The organism is Streptomyces sp. NPDC090025 (assembly GCF_044748125.1).
GTDB lineage: Bacteria > Actinomycetota > Actinomycetes > Streptomycetales > Streptomycetaceae > Streptomyces.
Genome location: NZ_JBIVFL010000009.1, coordinates 203247 through 228051, shown reverse-complemented (window position 1 = coordinate 228051; position 24805 = coordinate 203247). Strand labels below are relative to the sequence as shown.

Annotated in this window: 20 protein-coding genes, 1 tRNA gene and 2 pseudogenes; 11 read left to right on the top strand and 12 right to left on the bottom strand. The window is 73.4% G+C overall.

Annotated features, from left to right (window positions below):
- Positions 1-13: 13 nt before the first annotated feature.
- Complete coding sequence (locus tag ACIPXM_RS21835) at positions 14-1660, top strand: bifunctional aspartate transaminase/aspartate 4-decarboxylase (protein ID WP_401657772.1); 1647 nt, start codon at positions 14-16, stop codon at positions 1658-1660.
- A gap of 214 nt (positions 1661-1874) precedes the next feature.
- On the opposite strand, the pseudogene ACIPXM_RS21830 reads toward ACIPXM_RS21835, so the two are convergent.
- The 4 genes and pseudogenes from ACIPXM_RS21830 to ACIPXM_RS21815 all read right to left on the bottom strand — a co-directional run.
- A pseudogene (locus ACIPXM_RS21830) lies at positions 1875-2942 on the bottom strand (chitinase); the annotation flags it as partial.
- Positions 2943-3136: 194 nt separating this feature from the next.
- Positions 3137-3583 (bottom strand): annotated as a pseudogene (locus ACIPXM_RS21825) (cellulose binding domain-containing protein); the annotation flags it as partial.
- Between the two features lie 170 nt (positions 3584-3753).
- Entirely contained in the window at positions 3754-5187 is a 1434-nt protein-coding gene (locus tag ACIPXM_RS21820; protein WP_401657770.1) for a sensor histidine kinase, read from the bottom strand.
- Positions 5184-5936 (bottom strand): response regulator transcription factor, encoded by a 753-nt coding sequence (locus tag ACIPXM_RS21815; protein ID WP_401657768.1) that lies wholly within the window; start codon positions 5934-5936, stop codon positions 5184-5186. Before ACIPXM_RS21815 ends, ACIPXM_RS21820 begins: the two co-directional genes overlap by 4 nt.
- A 42-nt stretch (positions 5937-5978) precedes the next feature.
- Here ACIPXM_RS21815 and ACIPXM_RS21810 point away from each other — a divergent pair, with 42 nt between their 5' ends.
- Positions 5979-6605 (top strand): hypothetical protein, encoded by a 627-nt coding sequence (locus tag ACIPXM_RS21810; protein WP_401657766.1) that lies wholly within the window; start codon positions 5979-5981, stop codon positions 6603-6605.
- A 60-nt stretch (positions 6606-6665) separates the two neighbouring features.
- Here ACIPXM_RS21810 and ACIPXM_RS21805 read toward each other — a convergent pair whose 3' ends face one another.
- Together ACIPXM_RS21805 and ACIPXM_RS21800 are read right to left on the bottom strand one after the other, a co-directional pair.
- The gene (locus tag ACIPXM_RS21805) at positions 6666-7538 is read right to left on the bottom strand and encodes a spermidine synthase (RefSeq protein ID WP_401657764.1); all 873 of its coding nucleotides are present in this window, start codon (positions 7536-7538) and stop codon (positions 6666-6668) included.
- A 174-nt stretch (positions 7539-7712) separates the two neighbouring features.
- Entirely contained in the window at positions 7713-8210 is a 498-nt protein-coding gene (locus ACIPXM_RS21800) for a hypothetical protein (RefSeq protein ID WP_401657954.1), read from the bottom strand.
- Positions 8211-8457: 247 nt separating this feature from the next.
- Between ACIPXM_RS21800 and ACIPXM_RS21795 the strand changes: the two genes are divergently transcribed.
- The gene (locus ACIPXM_RS21795) at positions 8458-9756 is read left to right on the top strand and encodes a tetratricopeptide repeat protein (RefSeq protein WP_401657762.1); all 1299 of its coding nucleotides are present in this window, start codon (positions 8458-8460) and stop codon (positions 9754-9756) included.
- Between the two features lie 150 nt (positions 9757-9906).
- Here the strand turns inward: ACIPXM_RS21795 and ACIPXM_RS21790 are convergent, their stop codons facing one another.
- A complete protein-coding gene (locus ACIPXM_RS21790) occupies positions 9907-10503 on the bottom strand; it encodes a histidine phosphatase family protein (RefSeq protein ID WP_401657760.1) in 597 nt (198 codons plus the stop codon).
- Positions 10504-10746: 243 nt separating this feature from the next.
- Here ACIPXM_RS21790 and ACIPXM_RS21785 point away from each other — a divergent pair, with 243 nt between their 5' ends.
- From ACIPXM_RS21785 to ACIPXM_RS21775, 3 genes are read left to right on the top strand one after another with little or no spacing between them, the layout of a single operon-like run.
- Positions 10747-11907, top strand: coding sequence for a hypothetical protein (locus ACIPXM_RS21785; protein ID WP_401657758.1), 1161 nt, complete (start codon positions 10747-10749; stop codon positions 11905-11907).
- Positions 11898-13493: a hypothetical protein gene (locus ACIPXM_RS21780; RefSeq protein WP_401657756.1), complete on the top strand. Its 1596-nt coding sequence runs from the start codon at positions 11898-11900 to the stop codon at positions 13491-13493. Before ACIPXM_RS21785 ends, ACIPXM_RS21780 begins: the two co-directional genes overlap by 10 nt.
- A complete protein-coding gene (locus ACIPXM_RS21775) occupies positions 13490-14830 on the top strand; it encodes an AAA domain-containing protein (protein ID WP_401657754.1) in 1341 nt (446 codons plus the stop codon). Before ACIPXM_RS21780 ends, ACIPXM_RS21775 begins: the two co-directional genes overlap by 4 nt.
- 27 nt (positions 14831-14857) lie before the next feature.
- On the opposite strand, the gene ACIPXM_RS21770 is transcribed toward ACIPXM_RS21775, so the two are convergent.
- The 3 genes from ACIPXM_RS21770 to ACIPXM_RS21760 are packed head-to-tail and all read right to left on the bottom strand — an operon-like array spanning position 14858 to position 16700.
- Positions 14858-15673, bottom strand: a complete 816-nt coding sequence (locus tag ACIPXM_RS21770; protein ID WP_401657752.1) for a phosphotransferase — start codon at positions 15671-15673, stop codon at positions 14858-14860.
- A complete protein-coding gene (locus tag ACIPXM_RS21765) occupies positions 15670-16335 on the bottom strand; it encodes a hypothetical protein (protein WP_401657750.1) in 666 nt (221 codons plus the stop codon). Before ACIPXM_RS21765 ends, ACIPXM_RS21770 begins: the two co-directional genes overlap by 4 nt.
- Complete coding sequence (locus tag ACIPXM_RS21760; RefSeq protein ID WP_401657748.1) at positions 16332-16700, bottom strand: hypothetical protein; 369 nt, start codon at positions 16698-16700, stop codon at positions 16332-16334. Before ACIPXM_RS21760 ends, ACIPXM_RS21765 begins: the two co-directional genes overlap by 4 nt.
- 140 nt (positions 16701-16840) lie before the next feature.
- Here ACIPXM_RS21760 and ACIPXM_RS21755 point away from each other — a divergent pair, with 140 nt between their 5' ends.
- From ACIPXM_RS21755 to ACIPXM_RS21740, 4 genes are all read left to right on the top strand, one after another.
- On the top strand, positions 16841-17053 hold the full coding sequence (locus ACIPXM_RS21755) for a hypothetical protein (protein ID WP_401657746.1): 213 nt from the start codon (positions 16841-16843) through the stop codon (positions 17051-17053).
- A gap of 527 nt (positions 17054-17580) precedes the next feature.
- The gene (locus ACIPXM_RS21750; RefSeq protein WP_401657744.1) at positions 17581-17937 is read left to right on the top strand and encodes a hypothetical protein; all 357 of its coding nucleotides are present in this window, start codon (positions 17581-17583) and stop codon (positions 17935-17937) included.
- A 138-nt stretch (positions 17938-18075) separates the two neighbouring features.
- Positions 18076-18714: a bifunctional DNA primase/polymerase gene (locus ACIPXM_RS21745; protein WP_401657742.1), complete on the top strand. Its 639-nt coding sequence runs from the start codon at positions 18076-18078 to the stop codon at positions 18712-18714.
- Positions 18705-18778: transfer RNA gene (locus tag ACIPXM_RS21740), tRNA-Lys, on the top strand. The genes ACIPXM_RS21745 and ACIPXM_RS21740 overlap by 10 nt, the downstream gene beginning before the upstream one ends.
- Positions 18779-18860: 82 nt before the next feature.
- On the opposite strand, the gene ACIPXM_RS21735 is transcribed toward ACIPXM_RS21740, so the two are convergent.
- Complete coding sequence (locus tag ACIPXM_RS21735; RefSeq protein WP_401657952.1) at positions 18861-20072, bottom strand: M6 family metalloprotease domain-containing protein; 1212 nt, start codon at positions 20070-20072, stop codon at positions 18861-18863.
- A 648-nt stretch (positions 20073-20720) separates the two neighbouring features.
- On the opposite strand from ACIPXM_RS21735, the gene ACIPXM_RS21730 reads away from it, so the two are divergent.
- Positions 20721-22706 (top strand): putative bifunctional diguanylate cyclase/phosphodiesterase, encoded by a 1986-nt coding sequence (locus tag ACIPXM_RS21730; RefSeq protein ID WP_401657740.1) that lies wholly within the window; start codon positions 20721-20723, stop codon positions 22704-22706.
- A gap of 160 nt (positions 22707-22866) precedes the next feature.
- On the opposite strand, the gene ACIPXM_RS21725 is transcribed toward ACIPXM_RS21730, so the two are convergent.
- A complete protein-coding gene (locus ACIPXM_RS21725; RefSeq protein WP_401657738.1) occupies positions 22867-24582 on the bottom strand; it encodes a glycosyl hydrolase family 18 protein in 1716 nt (571 codons plus the stop codon).
- Positions 24583-24805: the final 223 nt, after the last annotated feature.

Genomic DNA, 24805 nt, shown 5'->3' with positions numbered 1-24805 from the left:
GAGGAGTCCCGCCGTGCCCAAGACCACGTTCACCCGCGAGCAGATCAAGTCCTTCGCCCAGCTCTCCCCCTTCGAGCTGAAGGACAAGTTCATCCAGATCGCCAAGTCGGCCCAGGCCGACCAGCCCGGCCAGAAGGGCAAGTCCTCGGTCCAGATGCTCAACGCGGGCCGCGGCAACCCGAACTGGACCGCGACCAGCCCGCGCGAGGCGTACCACGCGCTCGGCTACTTCGCCCTGGCGGAGTCCCGCCGGGTGTGGACGGCCGACGACCTCGGCGGGATGCCGGAGGAGGCCGGTTCCGGCGCCCGCTTCGACACCTTCGTGCGGCAGCACCCGGACCTGCCGGGCATCGAGCTGCTGCAGAAGAGCGTCGAGTACGCCGTCGAGCGGTTCGGCTTCGACAAGGACGCGTTCGTGCACGAGCTGACGGACAGCTCGATCGGCGACAACTACCCGGTGCCGGACCGGATCCTCACCCACACCGAGCAGATCGTGCGCGGCTACATCGCGGACGAGATGTTCGACCGGAAGCCGCCGGCCGGGAACATCTCGTACTTCGCCACCGAGGGCGGCACGGCGGCGATGTGCTACATCTTCGACTCCCTGATGAAGAACGGGATCCTGAAGAAGGGCGACAAGATCGCCCTGATGGTGCCGGTGTTCACGCCGTACATCGAGATCCCCGAGCTCGACACGTACGAGTTCGACGTGGTGAACGTCGAGGCCTCGCTGTTCGCGGAGACGGGCGTGCGCGAGTGGCGCTACCCGGAGGAGGAGGTCGCCAAGCTGGCGGACCCGGCGGTCAAGCTGGTCTGCCTGGTGAACCCGTCCAACCCGCCGTCGCTCGCGCTGAGCCAGCGGGTCGCGGACCAGATCAAGTCCATCGTCGCCGACAAGAACCCGAACCTGCTGATCGTCACGGACGACGTGTACGGCACCTTCGTGCCCGGGTTCCGCTCGATCGCGGCCGACCTCCCGCACAACACGCTGCTGGTGTACTCGTACTCCAAGCACTACGGCTGCACCGGGTGGCGGCTCGGCGTGATCGGGCTGCACGACGACAACGTCATCGACAAGATGATCGCGGCGCTGCCGGAGAGCGAGAAGAACCGCCTGGACAAGCGGTACGGCACGCTCACCCTGGAGCCGGAGAAGATCCGCTTCATCGACCGGCTGGTCGCCGACTCCCGGCAGGTGGCGCTCAACCACACGGCCGGTCTCTCGCTGCCGCAGCAGACGATGATGAGCCTGTTCTCACTGTTCGACATGCTGCCGGAGGGCCAGGAGTACAAGGAGCGCATCCGCGCGATCGTCCACCAGCGCCTCGAACTGCTCCTGGAGGGCGCGCAGATGAAGATCGCGGAGGACGCGAAGCGGGCCGGGTACTACATCGAGCTGGACCTCATCGCGGAGGCCGAGCGGGTGCACGGCAAGGACTTCGCGGACTTCCTGGAGAAGAACTACGAGCCGGTCGACCCGCTGTTCCGGCTGGCCGAGCAGACGGGCGTGGTGCTCCTGAACGGCGGCGGCTTCGACGGCCCGGAGTGGTCGGTGCGGGTGTCGCTCGCGAACCTGGACGACCTGGACTACCTGAAGATCGGGCACCACCTGCGGGGCATCTTCAACGACTACGCGGAGGAGTGGCGCGCGTCGCGCTGACGCCGGACGCCGAGCGAGGCGAAGGGCGCGTCGGGGGAACGGGTCCGGGCGCGCGGAGGCCCGTGAGGAACGAGCGGGCCGAGCACGACCGGACCCGTGAGCCCGACTCGAGCGCCCCGCCGAGCGAGGCAAAAAGGAGGGGCGCGCGTCCCGGTCGGTGGTGGGGGGGGGGTAACCGACCGGGGCGCGCGGGCTTTTTTGGGGGGTGCGGGGGCTACTTGAAGGTCGCGAACGCCTTCGTGAAGGCGAGCGGCTGCTGGAGGATCGACGAGCAGGTCGCGTCCGCGTAGTTCACCGCGCCCGACGCGCACTGCTTGTCGCGGGTGGCCGACCACATCGACAGCCAGCCGATGCCCTTGGCCCGGGCGAACTCGACGAGTTGAGCGGCGTCGTCGACCTTGAAGATCTCCGAGGTCACGTCGTTCACGCCGATCATCGGGGTGACGGCGACGGCCTTCCACGCAGCGGCGTCGGACAGGCCGAGGACGCCCTTGATCTGCGCCTGGGTCGCGGTCGCCGCGTTGATCGCGTACTGGCCCATGTCGCCGCTGTACGCGGGTCCGTAGTCCATCGCCATGATGTTGACGGCGTCGACGCGGACCCCGTTGCGCTTGGCGTCGGCGAGCAGGTCGACGCCCGGCTGGGTCAGCCCTTCGGGCATCACCGGCAGGGTGAAGGAGACGTTCAGGCCGGGGTGGGTCTTCTGGAGCTGGGCGATGGCCTGGGCGCGCCGGGTGTTGGCGGCGGTGTCCGGGAGGGCGGCGCCCTCGATGTCGAAGTCGACCTTGGTGAGCTGGTACTGGTCGATCGCCTTGCCGTACGCGGCGGCGAGCGCCGACGCACTGGTGCAGCTCTGCGCGAGCTCGCGCCCGGCCGCCCCGCCGAACGACACCCGGACGTCGCCGCCCTTGGCGCGCAGCGCGCCGATCTGTCCGGCGACCTTGTCGGAGGCGAGGTCGGTGACGCCGCCCCAGAGCGGGGCGCAGCCGCCGCCGGAGGTGAGGAAGGCCAGGTTGAACTCCTTGACGCCGGTCTGGGAGGCGGTGGTGAGGAGGTCGTACGCGGGGTAGAGCGAGGTGTCGACGTAGGGCGCGAAGCGGGCGCCGCCGGTGCCCGGGGTCGGAGTCGGAGTCGGCGCGGTCGGCGTGGGAGTCGCCGTCTTCGTGGGGGTGGGGGTGGGCTTCGGGCTCGTCGTCTTCGTGGGCGTGGGGGTGGGCTTGGCCGTGGGGGTGGCCGTCGTCGGCGGGGTGGTGGGGCGCCCGCTGGGGGTGGGGGTGGCGGCGCCGGCCGCGCCGGCGGGCGGGTTGTTTTGGCCCCCCCCCGGGGGGGCGGCCCGGGCCCGCGCGGGGGGGACCAAGCCCCCGGGGGCGGGCAGCCCCGGGGCNNNNCGTACGGGGGGGGGGGGGGGGGGGGGGCGGGGGGGGGGCCGGGGGGGGGGGGGGGGGGGGGGCGCCCGGGGGGGGGGGGGGGGGCGCCGCCTGCCGAGCAGGCGGCCTTGTTGATGAGGCAGCCGACGGGGTCGGCGGCCTGGCCCTGCGCGGAGGTCACGAAGCCGACGGTGACGGACTGCCCGGCGGCCAGCCGCTTGTTCCAGCTCGCGGGCCGTACGGTGACGTGGCGGCCGGAGACGGTGTGCTCGCCGTTCCACAGCGAGCCGATGGTGGTGCCCGCGGGCAGGTCGAATTCCAGGGTCCAGTCGGTCTGCGGGGTGTCGGTGCGGTTGGTGACGACGTACTGCCCGGTGTAGCCGCCGGTCCAGGCGCTGGTCCTGGTGTACGCGGCGCCGACGGCGGCGGCCTGTGCGGTGCCGGTGAGCGCGAACACCGCGCCGCCGGTCACCGCGACGGCGACGGCCGCGCCGATCGCCTTGGTCCTGCCGCTCGCCCTGCGCCGGTGCGAAGTGCGCTGCGCGCTGCTGCCCATCGGGTGCCTGCCTCTGTCGTACGGGGTGGGGGGGAAGGTGGGGGTGCGGCAGCACGCTAGCGAGGGAGAAACGGGCAAATGGTGCGGGAGGGGCGGGGGTTGGGATCCTTAGGGTCCGCTTAAGGGAGGCATCGGGGCCAGCAAAGGTTGGGACCCCGGGGGGCGCCCGGTCAGGGGCGCTGGCGGCGGGTGCCGCCGCCACCCCGCCGGGCCCGGCGGCCCGCCCGGACCCCCCGCACACCACGGCCGCCGGGCTCGTTCCCGGTGCGGCGGCGGCCGTCCAGGCCGATCCAGATGCGGACCTCGGTGCCGCCGAGCACCGAGTGGCCGATCCGGACGTCACCGCCGGTGGTCTCGGCCATCCGGCGCACGATGTCGAGCCCGAGGCCGGTGGACCCGGCCCGGCCCGCACTGTTGCCGCGGACGAGCGCCGCGTCCGGGTCGGCGATGCCGGGCCCGGCGTCCGACACGAGCACGATCACGGCGTCGTCGCCGTTGTGCAGGTCGACCGAGAAGGCGGTGCCTTCGGGGGTGTGCCGGAACACGTTGCCGAGCAACGCGTCGAGCGCGGCGACGAGTTCGGGGCGCTCGACCGGGATGCGGACCGGACGTTCGACGCCCGCGACCCGTACCGTGCGGGCTTCGTCCTCGGCGAGCGCCGACCAGAACTCCATCCGCTCGCGCACCACTTCGGCCGCGTCGCAGCCGATGACGGGTCCGCTCGGGCCGGTGCCGGTCTGGGGTTTCGCCTCGCGCGCGGTCCTGATGATGGTGTCGACCTCGCGTTCCAGCTGCTCGACGGCCGCCCTGGTCTGCTCGGCGGCCGGACTCGTGCCCAGCGAGGCCGCGTTGAGGCGGAGGACGGTGAGCGGGGTGCGCAGCCGGTGGGAGAGGTCGGCGGCGAGTTCGCGTTCGTTGGCGAGCAGCCGGACGACCTGGTCCGCCATCGAATTGAAGGCGACGGCCGCCGACTTGAGTTCGGGCGGGCCCTCTTCCCGTACCCGGGCGCCGAGTTCGCCCTCGCCGAGTTCGTGGGCGGCGCGGGCGAGGCGCTGCGCGGGCTGCACCATGCGCAGTCCGAGCCGGTCGGCGACGGCCACGGAGCCGACGATCAGGGCGGCGCCGACGGCGGCCAGGACCAGCCAGGCGGTGGCGACGCCGTTGGTGACCTCGCCCTCGGGCACGAAGAGTTCGACGACGGCGACCTGGCCCGAGCTGACCGCGGTGGGCTGGAGCAGCGCGGAGCCGCCCGGCACCTCGGCGATGGTGGCCCGGCCGAGCGAGCGGGTGGTGGCGAGGTCGGCGGCGGCGGCCCGCCGGGTGCCGATCACGGCGCCGTCGCCGCCGGGTTCGCCGGGGGTCCCGGGCAGGTGGACGGCGAGCCGCCCGGCGGGGCCGTCGTCGGTGGTGGCGACGGCCCGCTCCAGCTGCTCCCGGTCGGTGGTGATGGCGAGCACGGGGGCGAGCCCGGCGGCCCGCCGTTCGGCGTTGGAGAACGCCCGGTCGCGGGCCATCTCCTTGACGACGAGGCCGAGGGGTACGGCGAACGCGACGACGACCATGACGGTGACGGCGAGCGCCACCTTGACCAGGGCCCATCTCACGGCTGGTACCCGTACGGCATCCGGGGCGCGGACTCCGGCTCCGGCGCCGCCACCGGGGGCTCCAGCGGGGGCTCCAGCTTCACGCCGACCCCGCGCAGGGTGTGCAGATAGCGCGGCCGGGCGGCCGTTTCACCCAGCTTTCGTCGTAGCCATGACAGATGTACGTCGATGGTCTGGTCGTCCCCGTACGCCTGCTGCCACACCTCGGCGAGCAGCTCCTTGCGGGAGACCACCACGCCGGGCCGGCCGGCCAGGAACGCGAGCAGGTCGAACTCCCGCCGGGTCAGGTCGAGTGCGGTGCCGTCGAGCGCGGCCTGGCGTCGCAGCGGGTCGATGGCGAGCCCGCCGACCCGGAGTTCGGGCGTGGGCGGGGCCTCTCCGGCGGGCACCCTGGCCCGGCGGAGCACGGCCGCCATCCGGGCCGACAGGTGCTCCACCGAGAAGGGCTTGGTGAGGTAGTCGTCGGCTCCGTCGTTGAGCAGCCGGACGATCTCGGTCTCGTCGTCGCGGGCGGTGGCGATGATGACCGGCACGTCGGTGATGCCGCGCAGCATCTTCAGGGCTTCGGCGCCGTCGAGGTCGGGCAGTCCGAGATCGAGGATGACGACGTCGAACCGGAAGTGGGCGACCTCGCGCAACGCCTCCAGGGCCGTTCCGACGCTCCGCACGGTGTGGGACGCCTCCGTCAGATGCCGGATGAGGGCGGAACGGACGAACTGGTCGTCCTCGACCACGAGCACACTTGCCATGGCCCGCACCGTACGCCATTCGGGGGATGGCAGGATGAGCCGGTGCGAAGAGGACTGGTTCACGCCCTGGCGTGGTCGCTCGCGACCGGCGCGTCGGTCACCCTCTCCTGGTGGGGGGTGCACACGGTGCTGGCCGGAACGGTCTACGACCCGCCCCGCGCGCTGCCGATCCCGTCCGGGACCTCGGAGATCGGCGAGGCCGCCGGTTCGGGTGCGGCGGACGCGGCGGACGGCTCCGCCGACGACCCGCTCAGCTCCCCCAGCGGCACCCCGGCCACCCCCTCCGGCAGTGCGTCGCCCGCCCGTGGCGGCACCGGCCGCCCGTCCGCCCCTGCCACGCCGCCCCGCTCCCCCGCCCCGCCGACCGGCACCCCCGCACCCCCCACCCCGGCCAAGGGCACGGACCCCGGCCCGGGAGCCGGATCCGGCGGCACCGACAGCGGCACCGGCAGCGTCAAGAGCTACGGCACCGACGGCGGCCGGGTGGTGTTCGACCTGGGCGAGACCTCGGCCGAACTGGTCTCCGCACGGCCCGAGTCCGGCTGGCAGATGCAGGTGTGGAAGCAGCCCACCTGGATCCGGGTCACCTTCACCCAGGGCAGCCGGGAGATCTCGGTCTTCTGCGTCTGGCACGACACCGCGCCCCGGGTGGAGATCGAGGAACGCTGACCCCGCCGGTACGGGTACGGGTACGGGTACGGGTACGGGTACGCCTCGTACGGGCCCGGCTCAGCGGAAGACGGACGCGGGCGGTACGGGTGACGGCTTGGCGCTCGCGTCGGTGACCGGGGCCGCGCCGCCGGTGAAGTCGGCGAGCGCCCGGCCGTGTTCGACCCGGCCGGGGTGCGGGTCGGTGGCGACCCGGCGGGTGAACTCGGCGATCGGCAGCTCACGGTCGGCCGCGAGCAGCACGGCGTTGCCGAAGCGGCGGCCGCGCAGCACGGTCGGGTCGGCGGCAAGGGCGAGTTCGGGGAAGACGGTGGCGGCGGTGGCGATCTGGCCGCGCAGATGCGTCAGCGGCGGGCCGTCGGCGAGGTTCGCCGCGTAGCAGCCGCCGGGCCGCAGCACCCGCCGTACCTCGGTGAGGAATTCGGTGCTGGTCAGATGGGCGGGCGTGCGCGCCCCGCTGAACACATCCGCGATGATCAGGTCCGCCCAGCCGTCCGGCAGCTTGCCGAGCCCGGCCCGCGCGTCACCGGCCCTGACCCGGATCCGGGCGGTCGGGTCCAGCGGTAGCTCCCGGCGCACCAGCGCGACCAGCGGCTCGTCCAGCTCCACGACCTGCTGGGTGGAGCGGGGCCGGGTGGCGGCGACGTACCGGGCGAGGGTGAACGCCCCGCCGCCGAGGTGCAGCACCTGGATCGGCTTGTTGGGAGGCGCGACCAGGTCGGCGATGTGGCCGAGGCGGCGCTGGTACTCGAAGGTGAGGTGGCCCGGGTCGTCGAGGTCGACGTGCGACTGCGGGGCGCCGTCGATGAGCAGCGTCCAGGCGCGCGGCCGCTCCCGGTCGGGTATGAGTTCGGCGAGCCCGCCGTCGACGGTCTCCACGACCGCCTCGGCTCCCGCCCTGTCCCGCTGTCTGTTCCTGGCCACGAGCCCCATTATCGGCGCAGGCGGCGAACGTCCGCCCGGTGAGCGGGGAAGGCCCGGGCGTGGCGTCGGGACGCGGTGTACGGCGGCCTTGAGCCGCTGAGGCGCGCTGGCTCGCTGAGGCGCTGGGGCGCTGGGGCGCTGGGGGCGCGAGTGCGCTCGTGCGCCGCTACCGGCACCCGGCTCCTACCGGCACCCGTCGGCCGCCTCGATCAGCCGGGCGGCCTGGCCCAGCGCCTCCCGGAGCATCGCCGGGTCCGTGACCTCGCCGGTGTCCCCGGGCGGCAGCAGCCAGTCGGCCGGGCGGGAGGTGGCGCCGTCCGGGCCCGGCAGCTCGGGCAGCTCCGGCAGCCGAAGGCCGCGGCCGTCGGTCTTCGTACAGGCGCTGCCCGGCATGTCCCAGGCCGCCGCCGTGCCGGGCGGCACCAGGAAGCCGAGGGTGTCGCAGGCCCCGTCGTGCAGCACCGGGCCGACCGCGGGGGCGCCGCCCCTGCGCAGGATGTCGACGGCCTCCAGGCCCTGCCGGGCCGGCACGGTCACCAGGTCGCAGGCCGACCCGAGCCGGCTGCCGGTGGCCGCGGCCACCATGGCCGCGCCCGGTGACAGGCTCGCCTCCGGGGTGGGCGTGTGCTGTTCGGTCGACGCCTGCGACGCGACCGGTCCGATGGCTCCGGCTCCCACCATTTCCACCACGGGACCCTCCTCGCTCCGATGGGGAGACACCTTGTGGAGACACGTTCCGTCTCTCCACATGGTTCAACGCCCCGGGGCGTCAACGGCTACGGCGGCACGCCGCCGCAAAGGATGGCAGTTCATGGCAGATCGAAGGTGAGATATCCGATTTGTTGTCAAACTCCGCGTGAGCGACCGGTCACAGCAGGTACGTTCTTGCCCCGCCGGAACACCGGCAGCACCAGGAGAGGGCTCGGTCATGGCCTTGTCACGGGCAGTTCCCAATCTCGCCTTCCGCGGACTGCGCGGACAGCGGTCCCCGGCGGAGTTCGCCGCGGCCGTCCGCCGGGCGGCACGGGAGATCGGCGAGCAGGTCGCCTGCGACGCCCGGTACATCGGGCGCGTCGAGGCGGGCGAGATCCGCTGCCCCAACTACGCCTACGAGCGGGTCTTCCTGCACATGTTCCCCGGGCTCGGCCTCACCGACCTGGGGTTCTCGGCGCGGGAGACCGTGCGCGGCCGGCGGCCGGCCACCGTGGTGGCCGGGGCACCGCCGCCCCTCGCCTGCACCACCCGGAACGATGAGGAGAGCGACGTGCTGCGTCGCGCATTCATGACCGGCGGCACCGCCACCCTGGCGACCGCCTCGCTGGGACTGTCCGGCGGCCCCGCCGCCGCGCTCGTCCCCGCCCCCCGCGCCGCCGTCCACCGTGTCGGCGACGCCGAGGTCCGCGCCGTCGAGGACGCGGTCCGGCAGATCCGGCTGCTCGACGACCGACACGGCGCCGAGGGCCTCTACCGACGGGCCACCCAGCCGCTGCGCACCGCCTACGCGATGCTCGACGCCGGGGTCACCGCCCGCCGCTCCACCGCCGACCGGCTCCACAACGGCGCCGGTGAGCTGGCCATCTCGGTGGGCTGGCTGGCCCATGACTCCGGCCGCCTGGAGGACGCCAGGTCCCACTACGCCGAGGCACTGGCCACCGCCCGGATGGCCGGGGACTCGGCCCTGGAGGCGCACGCCTTCTGCAACGCCTCGTTCCTGGCCCGCGACTCGGGCCGGTACCGGGAGGCGGTCCGGGCCGCGCAGGCGGGCCTGCGGGCCGCCGGGCCGCTCGCCTCCGACCGGCTGCTCGCCCTGCTCACGCTGCGCGAGGCCGGGGCCTGGGCCGGGCTCGGCGACCGGGCCGCGTGCTCGGAGGCGCTCGGCCGGGCGCACGGCCACTTCGGGCGCGGGCCCGGCGAGAACGATCCCGAGTGGATGTCGTTCTTCGGCGAACCGGAGATGGAGGCCCAGGAAGCGCTGTGCTGGTCGCTGCTCGGCGACTGGTCACGGGCGGCCCGGCACGCCCAGCGCGCCACGCTGCTCCAGGACCCGCACTTCGCCCGTAACCTCGCGCTCTACCGCTGCCAGCTGGCCGGGAACCTGGCCAGGGCCGGCCGCCCGGACGAGGCGGCGGCCGAGGTCGGACGGGTGGAGGAATCGGCCACGGGCGTCGAGTCGGCCCGGATCCGCACCATGCTCGCGGACACCCGGCAGGTCATCGCCCGCTACTGACCCGCACTGCCCAGCACCGACCCGCGCCGCCGATCCGGCGCCGCGACCCGGGCCACCGGCCCGTACGGACCGAACGGGGGCCGTACGGGGGCCGTACTGGGGCCGTACGGGGGCCGTACGGGAAGCGGACGAAGGCCCTCCGGGGATGCCTCAGCGCTCCAGATGCCCGGTGTCGTTCCAGCGCTCCACGGCGGGCGCGCCGTACGCCCAGCCGAGCACCGAGAGGCTGGTCGGGTCCAGCCGGATGCGGGCCGCGAAGGACACGTCCTCGCCCAGCCAGCGCGCGCCGATCGAGCGCAGGATGTGGCCGTGCGCGAAGACCAGGACGTCCCGGTCGGCCGAGCGGGCCCACTCCACGACCTGGTCGGCACGGGCCGACAGCTGCGCCAGCGTCTCGCCCTCCGGTACGGCGTCCCGCCAGATGAACCAGCCGGGCCGCATCTCCTGGATCTGGGCCGGGGTGAGGCCCTCGTACGCGCCGTAGTCCCACTCCATCAGGGCGTCCCAGTTCTCGGCGCGCTCGCCGAACCCGGCGAGGTCGCAGGTCTCCCGGGCCCGTACCAGGGGGCTGGTGCGCACCTCGACGCCGTCGAGACCGGCCCAGGGGCCGCCGGCCAGGCGGGCGCCGAGCAGCTTGGCACCGCGTCGGCCCTCGTCGAGGAGGGGGATGTCGGTCCTGCCGGTGTGGCGGCCGAGCAGGGACCATTCGGTCTGGCCGTGCCGGGCGAGCAGGATGCGCGGTGCCATGAAGGCTCTCCTGGTGTTCGGGGCGCTGGGTGCGGGTCGTCGTATGCGGGTCGTCGGATACGAGTCGTCGCGTGCGGCGGTTCGCGGGTGCGCGGAAGGGTCTCTTCCATCATCGCCCACCTGAATTCGAGGTGACCTCCGGGCGACCCCGTTCCCCGGAATCCGGGTCCTTCGGCCCGGGAACCGGGGACGAAAGACGGCGAAAGCGCTCGGCTGTCAGTGGCGGATGGGAGACTTCCGCGGGTGAGCGCTTCCCTGGACAGCGGTCCCCAGCGGCCGTCGCAGACCACCCTCCGCCATCGGCTCGCCGAGCTGCGCGGACCGGCCACCGTGCCGCGTCCGCTGGACGCGCGGGCGCTGGCGGCGCTCGCCGCCAATCCGGGCTGCCGCCGCCGGGCGATCCTGGACGGGGCGGGGGTCGACAAGACCGTGCTGGCGGCGCGGCTCGGGGCGCCGTCGTCGTTCGGCCAGTCGCAGTTCGCGATCTCCCGGGGCAACGCGTTCGAGGCGAAGGTGAAGGCGGACGGCGGCCGGGAGCTGCTCGCGCTGCTCGGCATCGCGGAGCCGGGCGCGGTGGACGTGCCGGACCTGGCGGCGGCCGGTCCCGAGGGCCGGGCGGCGCGGACGGCCCTTGCGCTGCGCGAGGCGACGGCGGCGGGCCGGTGGGCGCTGTTCGACCATCCGCTGCTGGCTCTTGAGGTGGCGGGGTCGCCGGTCTATCTGGAGCCGGACGCGGTGGTGGTCCATCCGGACGGCCGGTGGACGGTGGTGGAGATCAAGTCCTTCCCGATGATCGACGGCTCGGCGGACGCGGCGAAGGTGGGGGCGGCGGCCCGGCAGGCGGCGGTGTACGTGCTGGCCCTTGAGCGGGTCGCGGCGGTCACCGAGGGCGCCGAGGTGGCGCACCGGGTGCTGCTGGTCTGCCCGAAGGACTTCTCGAACCTGCCGACCGGTTCGGCGGTGGACGTGCGCAAGCAGCTGTCGGTGACCCGGCGGCAGTTGACCCGGCTCACCCGGATCGAGGAGATCGCGGCGGCGCTGCCGGAGGGGGTGACGTTCGATCTGGCGGAGTCCTCGCCCGAGGAGCTCGCGGCGGCGGTGGAGTGCGTGCCGCACGCCTACGCGCCGGACTGTCTGGCCGCCTGCGAGCTGGCCTTCCACTGCCGGGAGCGGGCCCGCGCGGCGGACGCGGTGGCGACGCTGGGCCGTTCGGTACGGGGTGAGCTGGGCGGCCTGACGACGGTCGGCGGGGTGCTGGCGGCGGCCCGCGGCGAGGCGGGTGAGCCGGACGATCCGGCGGTGGCGGCGCTGCGCCGGGCGCGGGCGCTGCGCGCCGAGGCGCTCGGCGCTGCGGGGTCGCCCGTCGGAGCGGTCGGGACGGAGGGGGTGGCGGAATGTCGTTGATCGGGACGCTGGCGCGGATGGAGGCGGTCGAGTCGGGCCGGGCGACGCCGCTGGCGACGGTCCGGCACCGGCGGCTGTCCGAACGGCCGCTGGTCCTCGTACCGTTGACGACCGCCGGTGAGGCGGGTGCGCCGCTCGGGGCGCTGGTCGGGACGGATCCGGCGGCGCCGCGACTGCTCGTGGTGCCGCAGCCGCGCGACCGGGACCTGCGGTTCGCGTTCCTGGCGGAGCTGGCGGACGTGGTGCTGCCGTACGTGGAGTCGTTCGCGGGCGCGGTGGAGGCGGTGGAGCGGTCCGAGACGGACCCGGAGACCGGCAAGAAGGTCAAGGTCGAGGTCGAACTGTGCGCGGACGCGCCGCAGTTGGTGGTGCCGAGCCGGGCGGCCGTGGAGTACGTACGGCTGCTGGGGCGCTCGACGCGGTTTCGGCGGACGGCGGAGCAGGACCCGGAGACGCCGTTCCCGGCGCCGCCGCGGGTGCCGCTGCTCGGCCGCTGGCTGACGCATTTCGGGGACCGGGCGCGGGTGCCGGGTTCGTCGCTGCTCGTGGCGGCGACGGAGCTGCTGACCCGGCACTGGGCGACGGGGCAGTCGTCCCTTGAGGACCAGCATCTGGGCGCGCTGCTGGCGTGGATCGACCCGCCGGAGGGGCAGTCGGGGGCGGCGGCCGCGCTGCGGGCGGAGCGGGAGCGGGACGAGCGGGGGCAGTTGTGGTGGCCGCCCGCGGGTCCTGCGACCGATCCGGCCTTCGACAACGGGGTGCTGGCGCCCGCGATCGAGCGGTTCGACCGGGCCCGGCAGGCGCTGGGCGGGGCGGAGGACGGCGAGGCGGCCGAGGACGGTCTCGCGGCGCTCACGGCGGCCGAGCGGGAGCTGCGGCGGCTGGTGGGCGGGCAGTTGCGGCCGACCTGGGACGCGGTGTGGCGGTCCTTGGACCTGCTGCGGGAGCTGCCGGTGGGGGCGCGGGTCGAGGAGCGGTGGACCAGGGACCGCTGGTCGTTCACCGCGCAGCGGGACCGGATCGCGGCGGGCGAGCCGCCGCAGCCGCGCCGGGACGACGCGGTGACGGCGGCGCGGAAGCTGGCGGCGCGCGAGCAGGCGCAGGGGCAGTTGGAGGCGCAGGAGGCGCTGGACGATCCGCTGGTGATGGCGGGGCGGCGGCTTTCGGGTGAGGCGTTCGTGGCGGAGGTGGTCGAGGTGACGATGACCCGCACGGAGAAGAACCGGCCGCGCCCGGTGCTGACGGTGCGGACGGACGACCGGCCGCAGTGGGGCGAGGGCGTGAAGGTGTTCCGGTCGCTGGACGGCCGGCCGCAGGCGGCGGAGTGGGCGGGCGTCGAGCCGGACGGGGCGCTGGTGCTGCGGGTCCTGGACAAGATGGGGCGCGGGAAGGATCCGGTGGCGGGGTCGGTGCCGGAGAAGGGCGAGCGGATCGTGTGGACGCTGTTCGAGCACGACCAGCGGATGGGGGCGAAGCTGCCGGACGCGGAGGAGACGCCGTGGACCCACGGCGGCCCGCCGCACCCCGCCGGCACCCCCGAGACGCCCGAGGCGCCGGACGCCGTGACCCCCGAGGATCTGCTGTGAGCCGCGAGACCCCGTTCGATCCCGGTACGGCGGCGGCGGAGGCGACCGCCGCGATCCTGGCGAGCACCCTGCACGGGGATGCGCGCGGGGTGGTGGTGGACTCGCCGCCGGGCGCGGGGAAGTCGACGCTCGTGGTGCGGGCGGCGCTCGAACTGGCGGACGCGGGGCGGCCGTTGATGGTGGTGGCGCAGACCAACGCGCAGGTGGACGACCTGGTGCTGCGGATCGCCGAGAAGCGTCCCGGACTGCCGGTGGGGCGGCTGCACTCCAGTGACTCGGACGCGTACGACAAGGCGCTCGACGGTCTCGATCAGGTGCGGACGTCGACGAAGCCGGGGGATCTGGCGGGGCTGCCGGTGGTGGTGTCGACGGCGGCGAAGTGGGCGTTCGTGAAGGACGTCGAGCCGTGGCCGCACGCGATCGTGGACGAGGCGTACCAGATGCGTTCGGACGCGCTGCTCGCGGTGGCGGGGCTGTTCGAGCGGGCGCTGTTCGTGGGCGACCCGGGGCAGTTGGACCCGTTCTCGGTGGTGGGCGCGGAGCAGTGGGCGGGGCTCTCGTACGACCCGTCGGCGTCGGCGGTGTCCACGCTGCTCGCGCACAATCCGGAGCTGCCGCAGCACCGGCTTCCGGTGTCGTGGCGGCTGCCCGCGTCGGCTGCGCCGCTGGTGTCGGACGCCTTCTACCCGTACACGCCGTTCCGCAGCGGCACCGGGCCCGGCGACCGGACGCTGTCCTTCGGGGTGCCGTCCGACGGTTCGGCGCCGGACCGGGTGCTCGACGAGGCGGCCGTGTCCGGCTGGGGCCTGCTTGAGCTCCCGGCCCGGCACACCCCGCGCACCGACCCGGAGGCGGTCCACGCGGTGGCCCTGGTGGTGCGCCGGATGCTGGACCGCGGCGGCGTCTCGACCGACGAGCGCTCCTCCGACCCGACCCCGCTCACCCCGGACCGCGTCGCCGTCGGCACCGCCCACCGCGACCAGGCGGCGGCGATCCGGGCGGCCCTCGCCGACCTGGGCGTCACGGGCGTCACGGTGGACACGGCCAACCGCCTCCAGGGCCGCGAGTACGACGTCACGGTCGTCCTCCACCCCCTCTCGGGCCGCCCCGACGCGACCGCCTTCCACCTGGAGACCGGCCGCCTCTGCGTCCTGACCTCCCGCCACCGCCACGCCTGCGTGGTCGTGGCCCGCGCGGGCATCCCGTCCCTCCTCGACGAACACCCCTCGACGGAACCGGTCCAGCTGGGCGTCACGGTGAAGTTCCCCGACGGCTGGGAGGCGAACCACGCGGTGCTGTCGCATCTGGCGGAGCACCGGGTGAGCTGGGCGCCGTAGCGGCGGCGCATGGCGGGCGTGCCTGGTTCACGCCTCGCGGAACGCCTGCCACGCACGGCCCGCCCCGACAGCGCGGCGACGGTAGCCGCGCAGCGCCGGCACTCCCTGGTCCAGACGGTCCGTCCAGTAGCCCGTGAGGGAGGCGGCGAAGGCCGTCACCGCGCCTTCGGGTGCCGAGGCGTAGGCGGGCACTCTCGCCGCCCATGCCTCGGCACTCTCCGGGCCGTGACCCGCCATGATCAGCTGGGGGATCAGCAGCGCCGCATCGAGCCAAGCGGCACCCCGATGGGCCAGAGCCCAGTCGACGAACAGCACCCCTTCCGGTCCGATCAGGAGGTTGTCCGATCGGATGTCGCAGTGCAGGAGGGTGTTTCCACGCATCGCCCGGTGCTGCGCGGTGGCACGGTCCACCACCGGGTGGGACGCGAACTCGGGTGCCTCGGGCCATGGCGGCGGGCTCAGGGGGGCGGCGAGAGCCGCGACCGCCGTCATGACGAGGGGAAGATCGGACCCACCCGGAGAGAGATCCGGATGGCGGCCCTCGACGTGGTCGAAGGCCAGTACCACCCAGCCGTCCGCCTCCAGCGTCGCCAGCAACCGGGGCCCGACTCGCGGCGGAAGCGTCAGGTTGACCGCTCCCTCGGTCCGGTACATCGAGGCGAGCGCGTCATCGGCCGGGATGGCTTTCACGAATGCCGCTCGTCCGCCCTCCACCGGCATGCGCACGCGGACACCGGGGGTGAATCCGCCTGCCACGGGCTCGGCCGAGCCGACGGCGGCGAGCCGTTCGGCGATCCGCGTGCGCAGGGTGTCGGGAAGGTCCGCCCAGGTGCGGAGGGTCACGTCGAGCTCCAGGTGATCGTGTCGTGGTCCAGGCGGACCAGACGATCGTGGACAAGATGGGCCATGCCCCGCCGCAGCACCGCGTGGAGATGCGGGCCGGGACGGTATCCGAGGAATCTCTTTCCGGTCAGTCCGTCGGGAGACGACAGTAGGGCGCTCACGGCTTCGGAGAAGGCGCGCTTCCCGGGGCCGGCGATGCGGAGCGCGGGCAGTGCGCAGCCGCGTTCGGCCGCGACGATCTGGCGGCGGTAGGCGTGCACGTCGCCCGTGAGGAAGACATGCGGGGTGGTCAGGGCGTTGAGGATCAACCGCAGTTTGAACGCGGGAGAGTTCAGCGCCACCGGATCACCGACGGGCGTGGCGTAGTCGGTCACATCACGGAAGCCGACCAGCCCGGCCGCCCGGTCGACCTCCCGTTCGGTGGCGTAGAGCTTGGAGGCGAATCCGACCTCTTCGTCGAGGCTCAGCCCGTGGTCGGTGTGGAGGCGCTTCACGCCTTCGATGAGCCGCCCGAGGGCTCGGTCCGCCAGCGGCCGGGCTCCGGTGTACAGGAGGTCGAGGTCGGACGCCGGTCCCGGTCGCTCGGCGTGGGATCCATAGGCGAGGGCGTACCCGTCGCGGACCGGGTGCAGCGCGGCGGCCGCGGCGAAGAGGGCGCTCACGGTCGCTCCAGGGCGTGTCCGAGACCGGTGACGTAGGCCAAGGCGTCCCGCATGTGGCTCTCGGTGATCCGCTGGTTGTTGCCCATGAAGCGCAGCGGGTGAAGTGTGGCGCCCAAGCTGACCCGTCCGGTGTCGTCGGGGAGCGAGAACTGGTGGAAGTGCCAACGGCCCTCGGCCAGGATGCGCGCGTGGATGCGTTTGCCGAGGGCGTTGATCCGGTCGACATCCGGCTGTCGGGGGTCGTGGTCGACGGGCAGGTACAGGAACGCCACGGCGGTCATGTCCGGGTCGTTCAGGCGAAGCAGGCGTGGACTGTCATCGACCAGACCGGTGAAGGTGCGGGTGGTGATCAGACGGTGGCGCATGAGGTCGGCGAGGCCGCGTCGGCCGGTGGGCCCACGAATCCGCCAAGGTCCACTCCAGGCTCGGCGACCAGACGGCCGCGGAGGAGCTGCTGCACCTGTCCCTGGACATCCACGGCATCGACCGCAGGCGGACCCGGGCCATGGTGCTGGCCGATCTCGCCACCGTGCAGATGCGGCAGGGCGATCTGGACGGCGCGGTCGTCTCGGCCGAGGAGTTCGTCACGTTCCCCCAGGGCGTCCAGTCGGCCCGGGTGGCCGACGCGGCGCAGGACCTGAAGGGGCGCCTGGCGCGAAGGGTTCCCGACATGGCCGTACTCGACGCCCTGGACGAGCTCGGCACGCCCGGCGCGTGACGGGCCCACGGCCCGTGAGGGGCCGGACGGAGTCCGGCCGGCCGCCGGGGGCGGCCGATGAATACAGCCCCGGACGGGTGGGAGGCGAACCACGCGGTGCTGTCGCATCTGGCGGAGCACCGGGTGAGCTGGGCGCCGTGACCAACCAGAGTTCGCTCGGGGTCCTTCGCCCCGCCTCTGCCCAAGAGGATTCGCCCAGGCGGGAAGGGCTCCTTCCTGCCTTGCTCAGCCGCTGTTCAAGGCAGCGAGCACGTGGTCCAGCTCATTCGGCATCACAGCGACAAGAAGAGCGCCCCTCGGGAGAGCTGCACTCGACGATTCTGGACCCGCCGTTGATCTTCACCGCCTCGCGCCATGACGGCGACCGCACGCCGACCTGGCGGGTTCACTGCGAGTCGGCCCCAGGACCGGCACGGTCACCGCCCCCGAGGCGGGTTGTCGACACGGGCTGGGGGTGGGGTTGCCAGGCGCGGGAGAATGGGGGGTGGTCCGGGGGTCGGGCCGTGTGGGCGAGGAGGAGACGGAACATGGCGGAATCACCGGAGTCGGGCGGGCAGCGGCGGGTCAGGCCGGCGCAGCTGGTGTTCGAGCCTGCCGAGGTGACCGCCGACCCGGAGCATTTCTTCGACCTGGAGTCCATCGAGGATCCGCGTGAGCTGCTCGCGCGGGCGACCGAGCTGACGCTCGCGTTCCGGGCGGCGACCGACCGGGCGGTCGAGTTCCAGGCCGTGGCCGCGGCCCAGCTCGCCGATCCGCGCCGGTTCGACCGGCTGACCCCGGCCGACGTCGCCGCGCGGGCCGAGTGGACCGAGGACTACGCCCTCAAGATGATCGAGTTCGGGCGCGAGCTGATCCGTACCGCGGGACATGACCCGGAGGAGTGAACTCGGCATCCGTCGATTGACGGAGGACTGGGCCGGATGGCATATGCCGGGGCGCAAGATACTCCCTCACACCCCACCCTGTCCGGGTTTCCGGCAACTCGCTGAGACCGGGCCGTCACCGCCGGTAGATCTTCTCGTATGACCACCTGGCTGCGCGACGACACGAGCACCCCGTACGACCTCTTCCGCTTCCTGCGGAACCCGGAGGACACGCGGCACCAGACCGCGCGGGTGACCGCCGACGGCGCCGCCTGGCTGGCCACCGCGTCCGCGCACCCGGGCACCGCGCTCGCCCGCTGGGAGGAGCGGCCGGCCCACCCCGCCGTGCTGCCCTGCGGCACCGCCTTCGACGTCGTCAACGTCGACCCGATCTTCGGCCGCCGGATGCTCGACAAGCTGTGGGCCGAGGGCCCCGGCTCGGGCCCCGTCGCCGTCCACCGCGGCCGGATGCTGCTGTTCGCCGCCCCCGGCACCGCCCAGCGCTTACCGTCCCTGCTCGACTGGGAGGAGTGGGGCGAGGCCGTGCCGCGCCCGCTCTGCCACGGCGTCGGCGACGCCGTCACCGTCCCGCCGCTGGTCCCGGCGGGCGACGACACCCCCGCCCCCCGCTGGCTGGTCGCCCCGGACACCCGCAGCCCCTGGCTGCCCGGCCCCGAGGTGCTGCTCTGGGCCTGTGTGCGGGCCGTCCGGGCGGCCTCCGCCGCCGACGTGCGCGTATCGATTTTTCCTTCGGCCGATCCGGATGCTAATGTCTACGACGTCAGCAGGCGCCGCTAGCTCAGTTGGTTAGAGCAGCTGACTCTTAATCAGCGGGTCCGGGGTTCGAGTCCCTGGCGGCGCACAGACGGAAGAAGCCCCTCGCGGAAGCGAGGGGCTTCTTCGTGTTCCCGGGACCTCCGCCGACCGACCTCGGCCGACGGACCTCAGCCGACCGGCTGCGGGCCGGTCACCCGGACCGTCCACACCCCCGCCGGCGTCCGCTCCGCGACCTCCACCCGTACGCCCGTCCCCGGCACCGTGTACGACTCGCCCTCGCGCAGCGGCGCGTCCGCGAGCGGCGGGTACACCGAGCGCTCCCAGCACGCCTCCGTGCGCGGATGGGTGTCCACCACCTCCACCGGGCCCTCGCCGCTCGCCGCCTGGTTGCGCACCCGGTAGAGCAGCACGCCCTCCGCGCACGTCTCCGCGTCGTTCCCGGTCGCCGACCGGGCCTCGATCGCGAGCACGCTGTCCTCGCCGGTACGGACGACCGCGAGCCGGGTGCCGACCGTGCCGCCCGCCACCGGGACCGCCGCCACCGGCTCCAGGCTCACCATGTGCGTCCCGGGCCCGCGCACGCACGACACCTGGCGGCGGTCCAGCCAGCCCAGCTTCCACTTGTGCCAGGCGAACAGGTCGGGCGCCAGGCCGAACTGGCTGCCCATGACGTCCCAGTCCCCCACATGGGTGTCCCAGTCGCCCTTGCCGTCGGTCGGCCGGTGATAGAGGTCCGGCAGGTCGAAGACGTGCCCGGTCTCGTGCGCGAGCACGTTGCGGTCCGGCGGGTGCCGCTCGAAGACCGTCACCACCCGCTTGATCTCGGTGCCGTCCGCCTCCAGCGGGTACTCCAGGTTCACCACCTTCGTCGCGTCGGAGTCCACGCCCGCCGCGTCCGGATCGGCCACCAGGTAGACGATGTCGTAGCGCGAGAAGTCGACGGAGGCGTCCGCCGCCCGGACCGCGTCCCGCAGATAGGCCGCGCGGCGCTCGGCGCTCCAGTCCCGCCGTATCGCGTACGAGGCCGAGTCGTGCGGCATCCGCGTCCAGCCGGTCTGCGGGTGCACCTTCAGGTCGAAGCGCCCGTACGAGGCCCGCCGGAAGAAGTCCGTGGTGCCCGGGAAGTGGTCGGCCGCCAGCTCGGCGGGGGTGGTCAGCGGCGCCGAGTCCGGGAACGACAGGAAAATCATCACCGCGTCCAGGCCCCGGGTGGGACGGGGGTAGGCGCCGTTCCAGCTGTCGAGGCCGAGCGAGTGGTGCGCGGCGGTACGGGGCAGGGCGCACGGCCCAGCGGACGGCGCGGCGACGGCCGGGCCCGCCACCAGGCCCACCGCGGCGAGGGCGGCCAGCGAGGTGAACGCCGCCGCGCCCGCGCGCAGCCGCGACCGCTGCCGGTCCCGATCCCGGTCCCGGTCCCGGTCGTCGCCGTCGCCGTCACCGGTACGGCGGTGACCGCCGCGACCACCGTCGCCGCCGTCGCCACCCGCGCCGGAGCCACCACCCGCGCCGCCGCCGACCCGCGACCCGGACCCGGCTCGTGACCCGGCCCCGACCCGCGACCCGGACCTGACGAAGTCCGCGCCCGCGTCCTCACCCGCGCTCGACCCCGACCCCGGACCCGCACCCGCAGGCGCTCCTGCGGGCACTCCCCCGGGTGGCTGCTGACCCCTCACGTGGACCTCCGGCTCCGGAATGCGTGACACCCCAACCACCTTGTGCGGGTTTGCGGCGGTTCGCACCTTTCCGCTGCCCCGGTCGGGTGAGCGGGAACCGCCGGGTCGACGCGACACGGGCGCGCAGCAGCTCACGGAAAGTCACATTCGGTCAGGCCCTCGTCCACCCGCGTCAGACCCGCGCAGAAACGATCGATCGGGGGGTGGGGTGGGCAGCCTCACAGGCCGCCGGGGCGGCACCGCGGGCCCCGGAGCTGGAACGGCCACCGGGCCAGCCTCTATGATCGGCACACTTTCCCTGGCCGACCATTCCGACCACATCTGTACGGCCCGAACGCACTACGGGAGCGAGCGGTGAGCGGAACCCCCGAAGAACCGGTGCACCCGTCGGCTGAACCGGCGCTCACAGAGCGTCACTCACCCGCGCCCGAGCCGCCGGACGGACCGCGAGCCCACGACTACCGGGCCGCCTTCCGCGCCGCCCGGCTCGCCATGGCCATGGTCGACCAGGACGGTGTGGTGGTCGCCGCCAACGACGCCCTCGGCGCGCTGCTCGGCACCGAGCCCGCCGCCCTGCACCGGCAGTCCGCCGCCGACCTCGTCGACCTCGCCGCCGACGGCCGCACCTGGCACGCCTACCGCGAGGTGCTGCGCGGCCGCCGCACCCGGTTCCGCTGCACCCGGCGGCTCAAGCACCCCGACGGCCAGTCGCTGTGGACCGAGGTGACCGTCTCGCCGCTGCCCGAGGGCCCCGGCGTGCTCCTCTCGGTCGCCGACATCAGCGACCGGCGCGAGCTGCACGCCCGGCTGCGCCACCTCCAGATGCACGACCCGGTCACCCGGCTGCCCAACCGCACCCTGTTCTTCGAGCGGCTCACCGCCGCCCTGGAGACCGCCGACGCCGAGGTGCCGGCCGACGACGACCCCCGGGACCACCCGTACGAGCCCTACGAGCCGTACCCGGCAGGGCCGGGCCGCCCGGCCCCGTCGTCGCGCCCGTCGTCGCGCCCGGCGGCCGCCTCCTCGTACCCCGGCTCGCCCGCGTACCCCGCCTACGACTCGCACCAGTCCTACGAGTCGTACGGGCTGGGCAGAACAGGGCGGATCGGCCTCTGCTATCTCGACCTCGACGGCTTCAAGGCGGTCAACGACACGCTCGGGCACCGGATCGGCGACCGGCTGCTCGCCGCCGTCGCCGCCCGGCTCACCGAATGCGCCGACGGCTACGGCTACACCCGCAGCGGCGGCCATCTCGTCGCGCGGCTCGGCGGCGACGAGTTCGCCATCCTGGTCGAGGACTCCACCGGCACCGAACAGCTCGCGGACCTCGCGCAGTCCGTGCTCACCGCCCTCCAGGAGCCGTTCGACCTGTCCGGGCAGCGGCTCTCGGTGTCCGCGTCGATCGGCGTGGTCGAGCGGCGCGCCCACGGCTCCACCGCGACCCAGCTGATGCAGGCCGCCGACACCACCCTGTACTGGGCCAAGGCCGACGGGAAGTCCCGCTGGACGCTGTTCGACCCGGAGCGCAACGCGCACCGGATGACCCGGCAGGCGCTGTCCTCGACCCTGCGGCCCGCCGTGGAGCGCGGCGAGTTCACCCTGGACTACCAGCCGCTCGTGGACCTGGCCGACGGCGCGGTGCGCGGGGTGGAGGCGCTGGTGCGCTGGAACCATCCGCAGTTCGGGAAGCTGACGCCGAATCGGTTCGTCGGGATCGCCGAGGAGGACGGCTCGATCGTCGAGCTCGGCCGCTGGGTGCTGCAGACCGCCACCCGGCAGGCCCGGCAGTGGCAGAAGGACCACCCGAGCGACCGGCCGATCTTCGTCAGCGTCAATGTGGCGGTCCGTCAGGTATGGGACTCCGACCTGGTCGCGGACGTCGCCGGGATCCTCGCCGAGACCGGGCTCGCCCCGCATCTGCTCCAGCTGGAGCTGACCGAGTCCGCCGTGATGGGCTCGGCGGGCCGCCCGCTCCAGGCGCTCCAGGCACTGAGCGACATGGGGGTGCGGATCGCCATCGACGACTTCGGCACCGGCTACTCCAACCTCGCCTATCTGAGCAGGCTCCCGGTGTCGGTCCTGAAGCTCGACGGATCGTTCGTCCGCGGCTTCCAGGACGAGGAGCACGCCAACCCGGCCGACGAGCTGATCGTCGAGGCCCTGGTGCAGCTCGCCCACCGGCTCGGCCTCACGGTCACCGCCGAGTGCGTGGAGACCTCGGGCCAGGCCGCCCGGCTGCGCCGGATCGGCTGCGACACCGGACAGGGCTGGCTCTACTCCCGCCCGGTGGCGCCGGAGCGCGTCGCCGAACTGATCGGGGTCGCGCCCCTCCCCGTCTGAGTCCGGTGAGTCCGGTGAGTCCGGTGAGTCCGGACATGGAACTACCCCCGGCCGGAGGGACATTCCGGGCGGGGGCAGCGGTTCATGCGATGCACGCGGTTAGTGCGGTGGTACCAGTGGTGCCGGTGGTGCCGGTGGTACGGGGATCAGGCGGGGCCGTTCAGCAGGCGCCGAGGTCCTGCCAGACGCCCCACTCGCCGGTCGTGCCCGGCTCCTCGTTCTGCGTCCACCACTTGGCCTTCCAGTTGTGGCCCTTGTGGGACACGGTCTGGCCGCCGGTGTAGACGGTGCCCGCGACGTACGCCGGGTTGGCGCAGCCGGTCGGCGGCGTCGTCGGCGGGGTGGTCGGAGGCGTGGTGGGCGGGGTCGTCGGCGGCGTCGTGGGAGGCGTCGTCGGCGGGGTGGTGGGCGGCGTGGTCGGGTTCGTCGGGGACGAGCCGACCGCGGTCACGATCTGGTTGAAGAGCGTGGCGTTGGCGTCGAGACCGAGCAGCGAGTACATCATCGCGCCGGCCAGACCGCGCTGGTGGGCGTAGTCGGCGCGGGCCTGGATGGTGCGCTGGTCGAGGCCGGTGAAGAACTCGCCGTCCTTGTAGAAGTACGCGGACTTGGCCTGGTCGTCCCAGAACGTGGTGGCCGGGTTGTCGACGATGCCGCCCAGCTCCTTGTAGTGGGCGATGCCGGGCTGCTGGCTCAGCGGGCGGGCGCCGGAGGCGCCGGTGGCGGGCTGGGCGAGACCGTTGGCGCTGCCGGCCGGGACGCCCTTCCAGCCGCGGTAGTAGAACTCGTAGCCGAGGGTCAGCTTGTTGGCCGGGAAGCCGCCGGTGATGCCGTAGGCGGGCTTGCCGTCGATCCAGGAGTCGATGGCGTTGTCGATCGAGTACTTCTCGGTGCCCGGCTTGATGGCGTCCGTCGGGTCGTTGGTGCCCGAGTAGAGCGGGGACTGGTGGTACGTCGGCCCGTCGCCGTCCCAGGCGCCGTGCATGTCGTACGTCATGATGTTCGCGTAGTCGAGGTACGCGCCGATCTTGTCCGTCTCGATGTACTTGATCTTGTCCTGGCCGGCCGGCAGGGCGGCGGTCAGCAGGTACTTCTTGCCGCCGTGGGCGGCGCCGTACGCGTCGAGCTGCTTGCGGAACTCGGCGAGCAGGAGCGTGAAGTTCTGCTTGTCCTCGGGCGCGTAGTGGTTGCCGAGGTGGCCGCCGTCCGAGCCCGGGTACTCCCAGTCGATGTCGATGCCGTCGAAGATCCCGGCCGCGGTCCCGGCGCCGCCGTAGCCGCCCTCGACGGGCAGGTCGCCCTGGATGTACTGCTTGATGCAGGAGGCGACGAGCTTCTTGCGGCTGGCGTCGGTCTTGGCCGCGTCCGAGAAGTACTTGGAGTAGGTCCAGCCGCCCAGCGAGATGTTGATCTTCAGGTTGGGGTGCTTCGCCTTCAGTTCCTTGAACTGGTTGAAGACGCCCACGATCGGCTGGTCCCACTTGTCGGCCACGCCGTCGACGCTGTCCGCGGCCGAGAAGGACTTCTGGTAGTCGGCGTACGAGTCGCCCGCGCCGTCACCGGCGTTGGGGTTGTTGTCGTCGCCCGCGGCCTTGTTGGCCTCGAAACAGGTGAGGTCGGTCGGGTGGATGTTCCCGAACGAGTAGTTGATGATGTCCAGTTTGGCGGCGATGCCGCGCTGGTCGAGGTGCTTGGGATAGAAGGCGTTCCCGTACACGCTCCACTGGTCGTAGTAGGCGATCTTGACGCCGCCGGTGGAGGCGGAGGCCGTGGTGTCGGCGGCCTGGGCGGAGCCGAGGCCGACGGTGGTGGCGAGCGCGCCGGCCGCGAGGGCCGAGCTGAGGATGGCGGCGATCACTGGTCTGCGGGGGTGCACGTGCGGCCTCCGGAAGGGGTGGCGGTACGGAAGTTGGAGCAGTGATATCCGCCGTATGAACAGCGCGTCAATGGTCTGAACCAGATTGAGGACTAGACCAATTGGCGAGCGAAAGCCCTTGTCAGAGGGGTGCAGCAGAAAGCGGAACCGCCCGCCACCATGCGTGACGAGCGGTTTAAGGTTCACTTAGGCTTCCGGGCCCCGCCGATTCCGGTCTGGACCA

Bases quoted from the DNA above. Each gene is read 5' to 3' on its own strand.
- ACIPXM_RS21750 (WP_401657744.1), top strand. From the start codon at position 17,581: ATGGCGGAATCACCGGAGTCGGGCGGGCAGCGGCGGGTCAGGCCGGCG.
- ACIPXM_RS21780 (WP_401657756.1), top strand. From the start codon at position 11,898: ATGTCGTTGATCGGGACGCTGGCGCGGATGGAGGCGGTCGAGTCGGGC.
- ACIPXM_RS21790 (WP_401657760.1), bottom strand. From the start codon at position 10,503: ATGGCACCGCGCATCCTGCTCGCCCGGCACGGCCAGACCGAATGGTCC.
- ACIPXM_RS21760 (WP_401657748.1), bottom strand. From the start codon at position 16,700: ATGCGCCACCGTCTGATCACCACCCGCACCTTCACCGGTCTGGTCGAT.
- ACIPXM_RS21745 (WP_401657742.1), top strand. From the start codon at position 18,076: ATGACCACCTGGCTGCGCGACGACACGAGCACCCCGTACGACCTCTTC.
- ACIPXM_RS21805 (WP_401657764.1), bottom strand. From the start codon at position 7,538: ATGGGGCTCGTGGCCAGGAACAGACAGCGGGACAGGGCGGGAGCCGAG.
- ACIPXM_RS21800 (WP_401657954.1), bottom strand. From the start codon at position 8,210: ATGGTGGGAGCCGGAGCCATCGGACCGGTCGCGTCGCAGGCGTCGACC.
- ACIPXM_RS21755 (WP_401657746.1), top strand. From the start codon at position 16,841: ATGGTGCTGGCCGATCTCGCCACCGTGCAGATGCGGCAGGGCGATCTG.
- ACIPXM_RS21795 (WP_401657762.1), top strand. From the start codon at position 8,458: ATGGCCTTGTCACGGGCAGTTCCCAATCTCGCCTTCCGCGGACTGCGC.
- ACIPXM_RS21815 (WP_401657768.1), bottom strand. From the start codon at position 5,936: ATGGCAAGTGTGCTCGTGGTCGAGGACGACCAGTTCGTCCGTTCCGCC.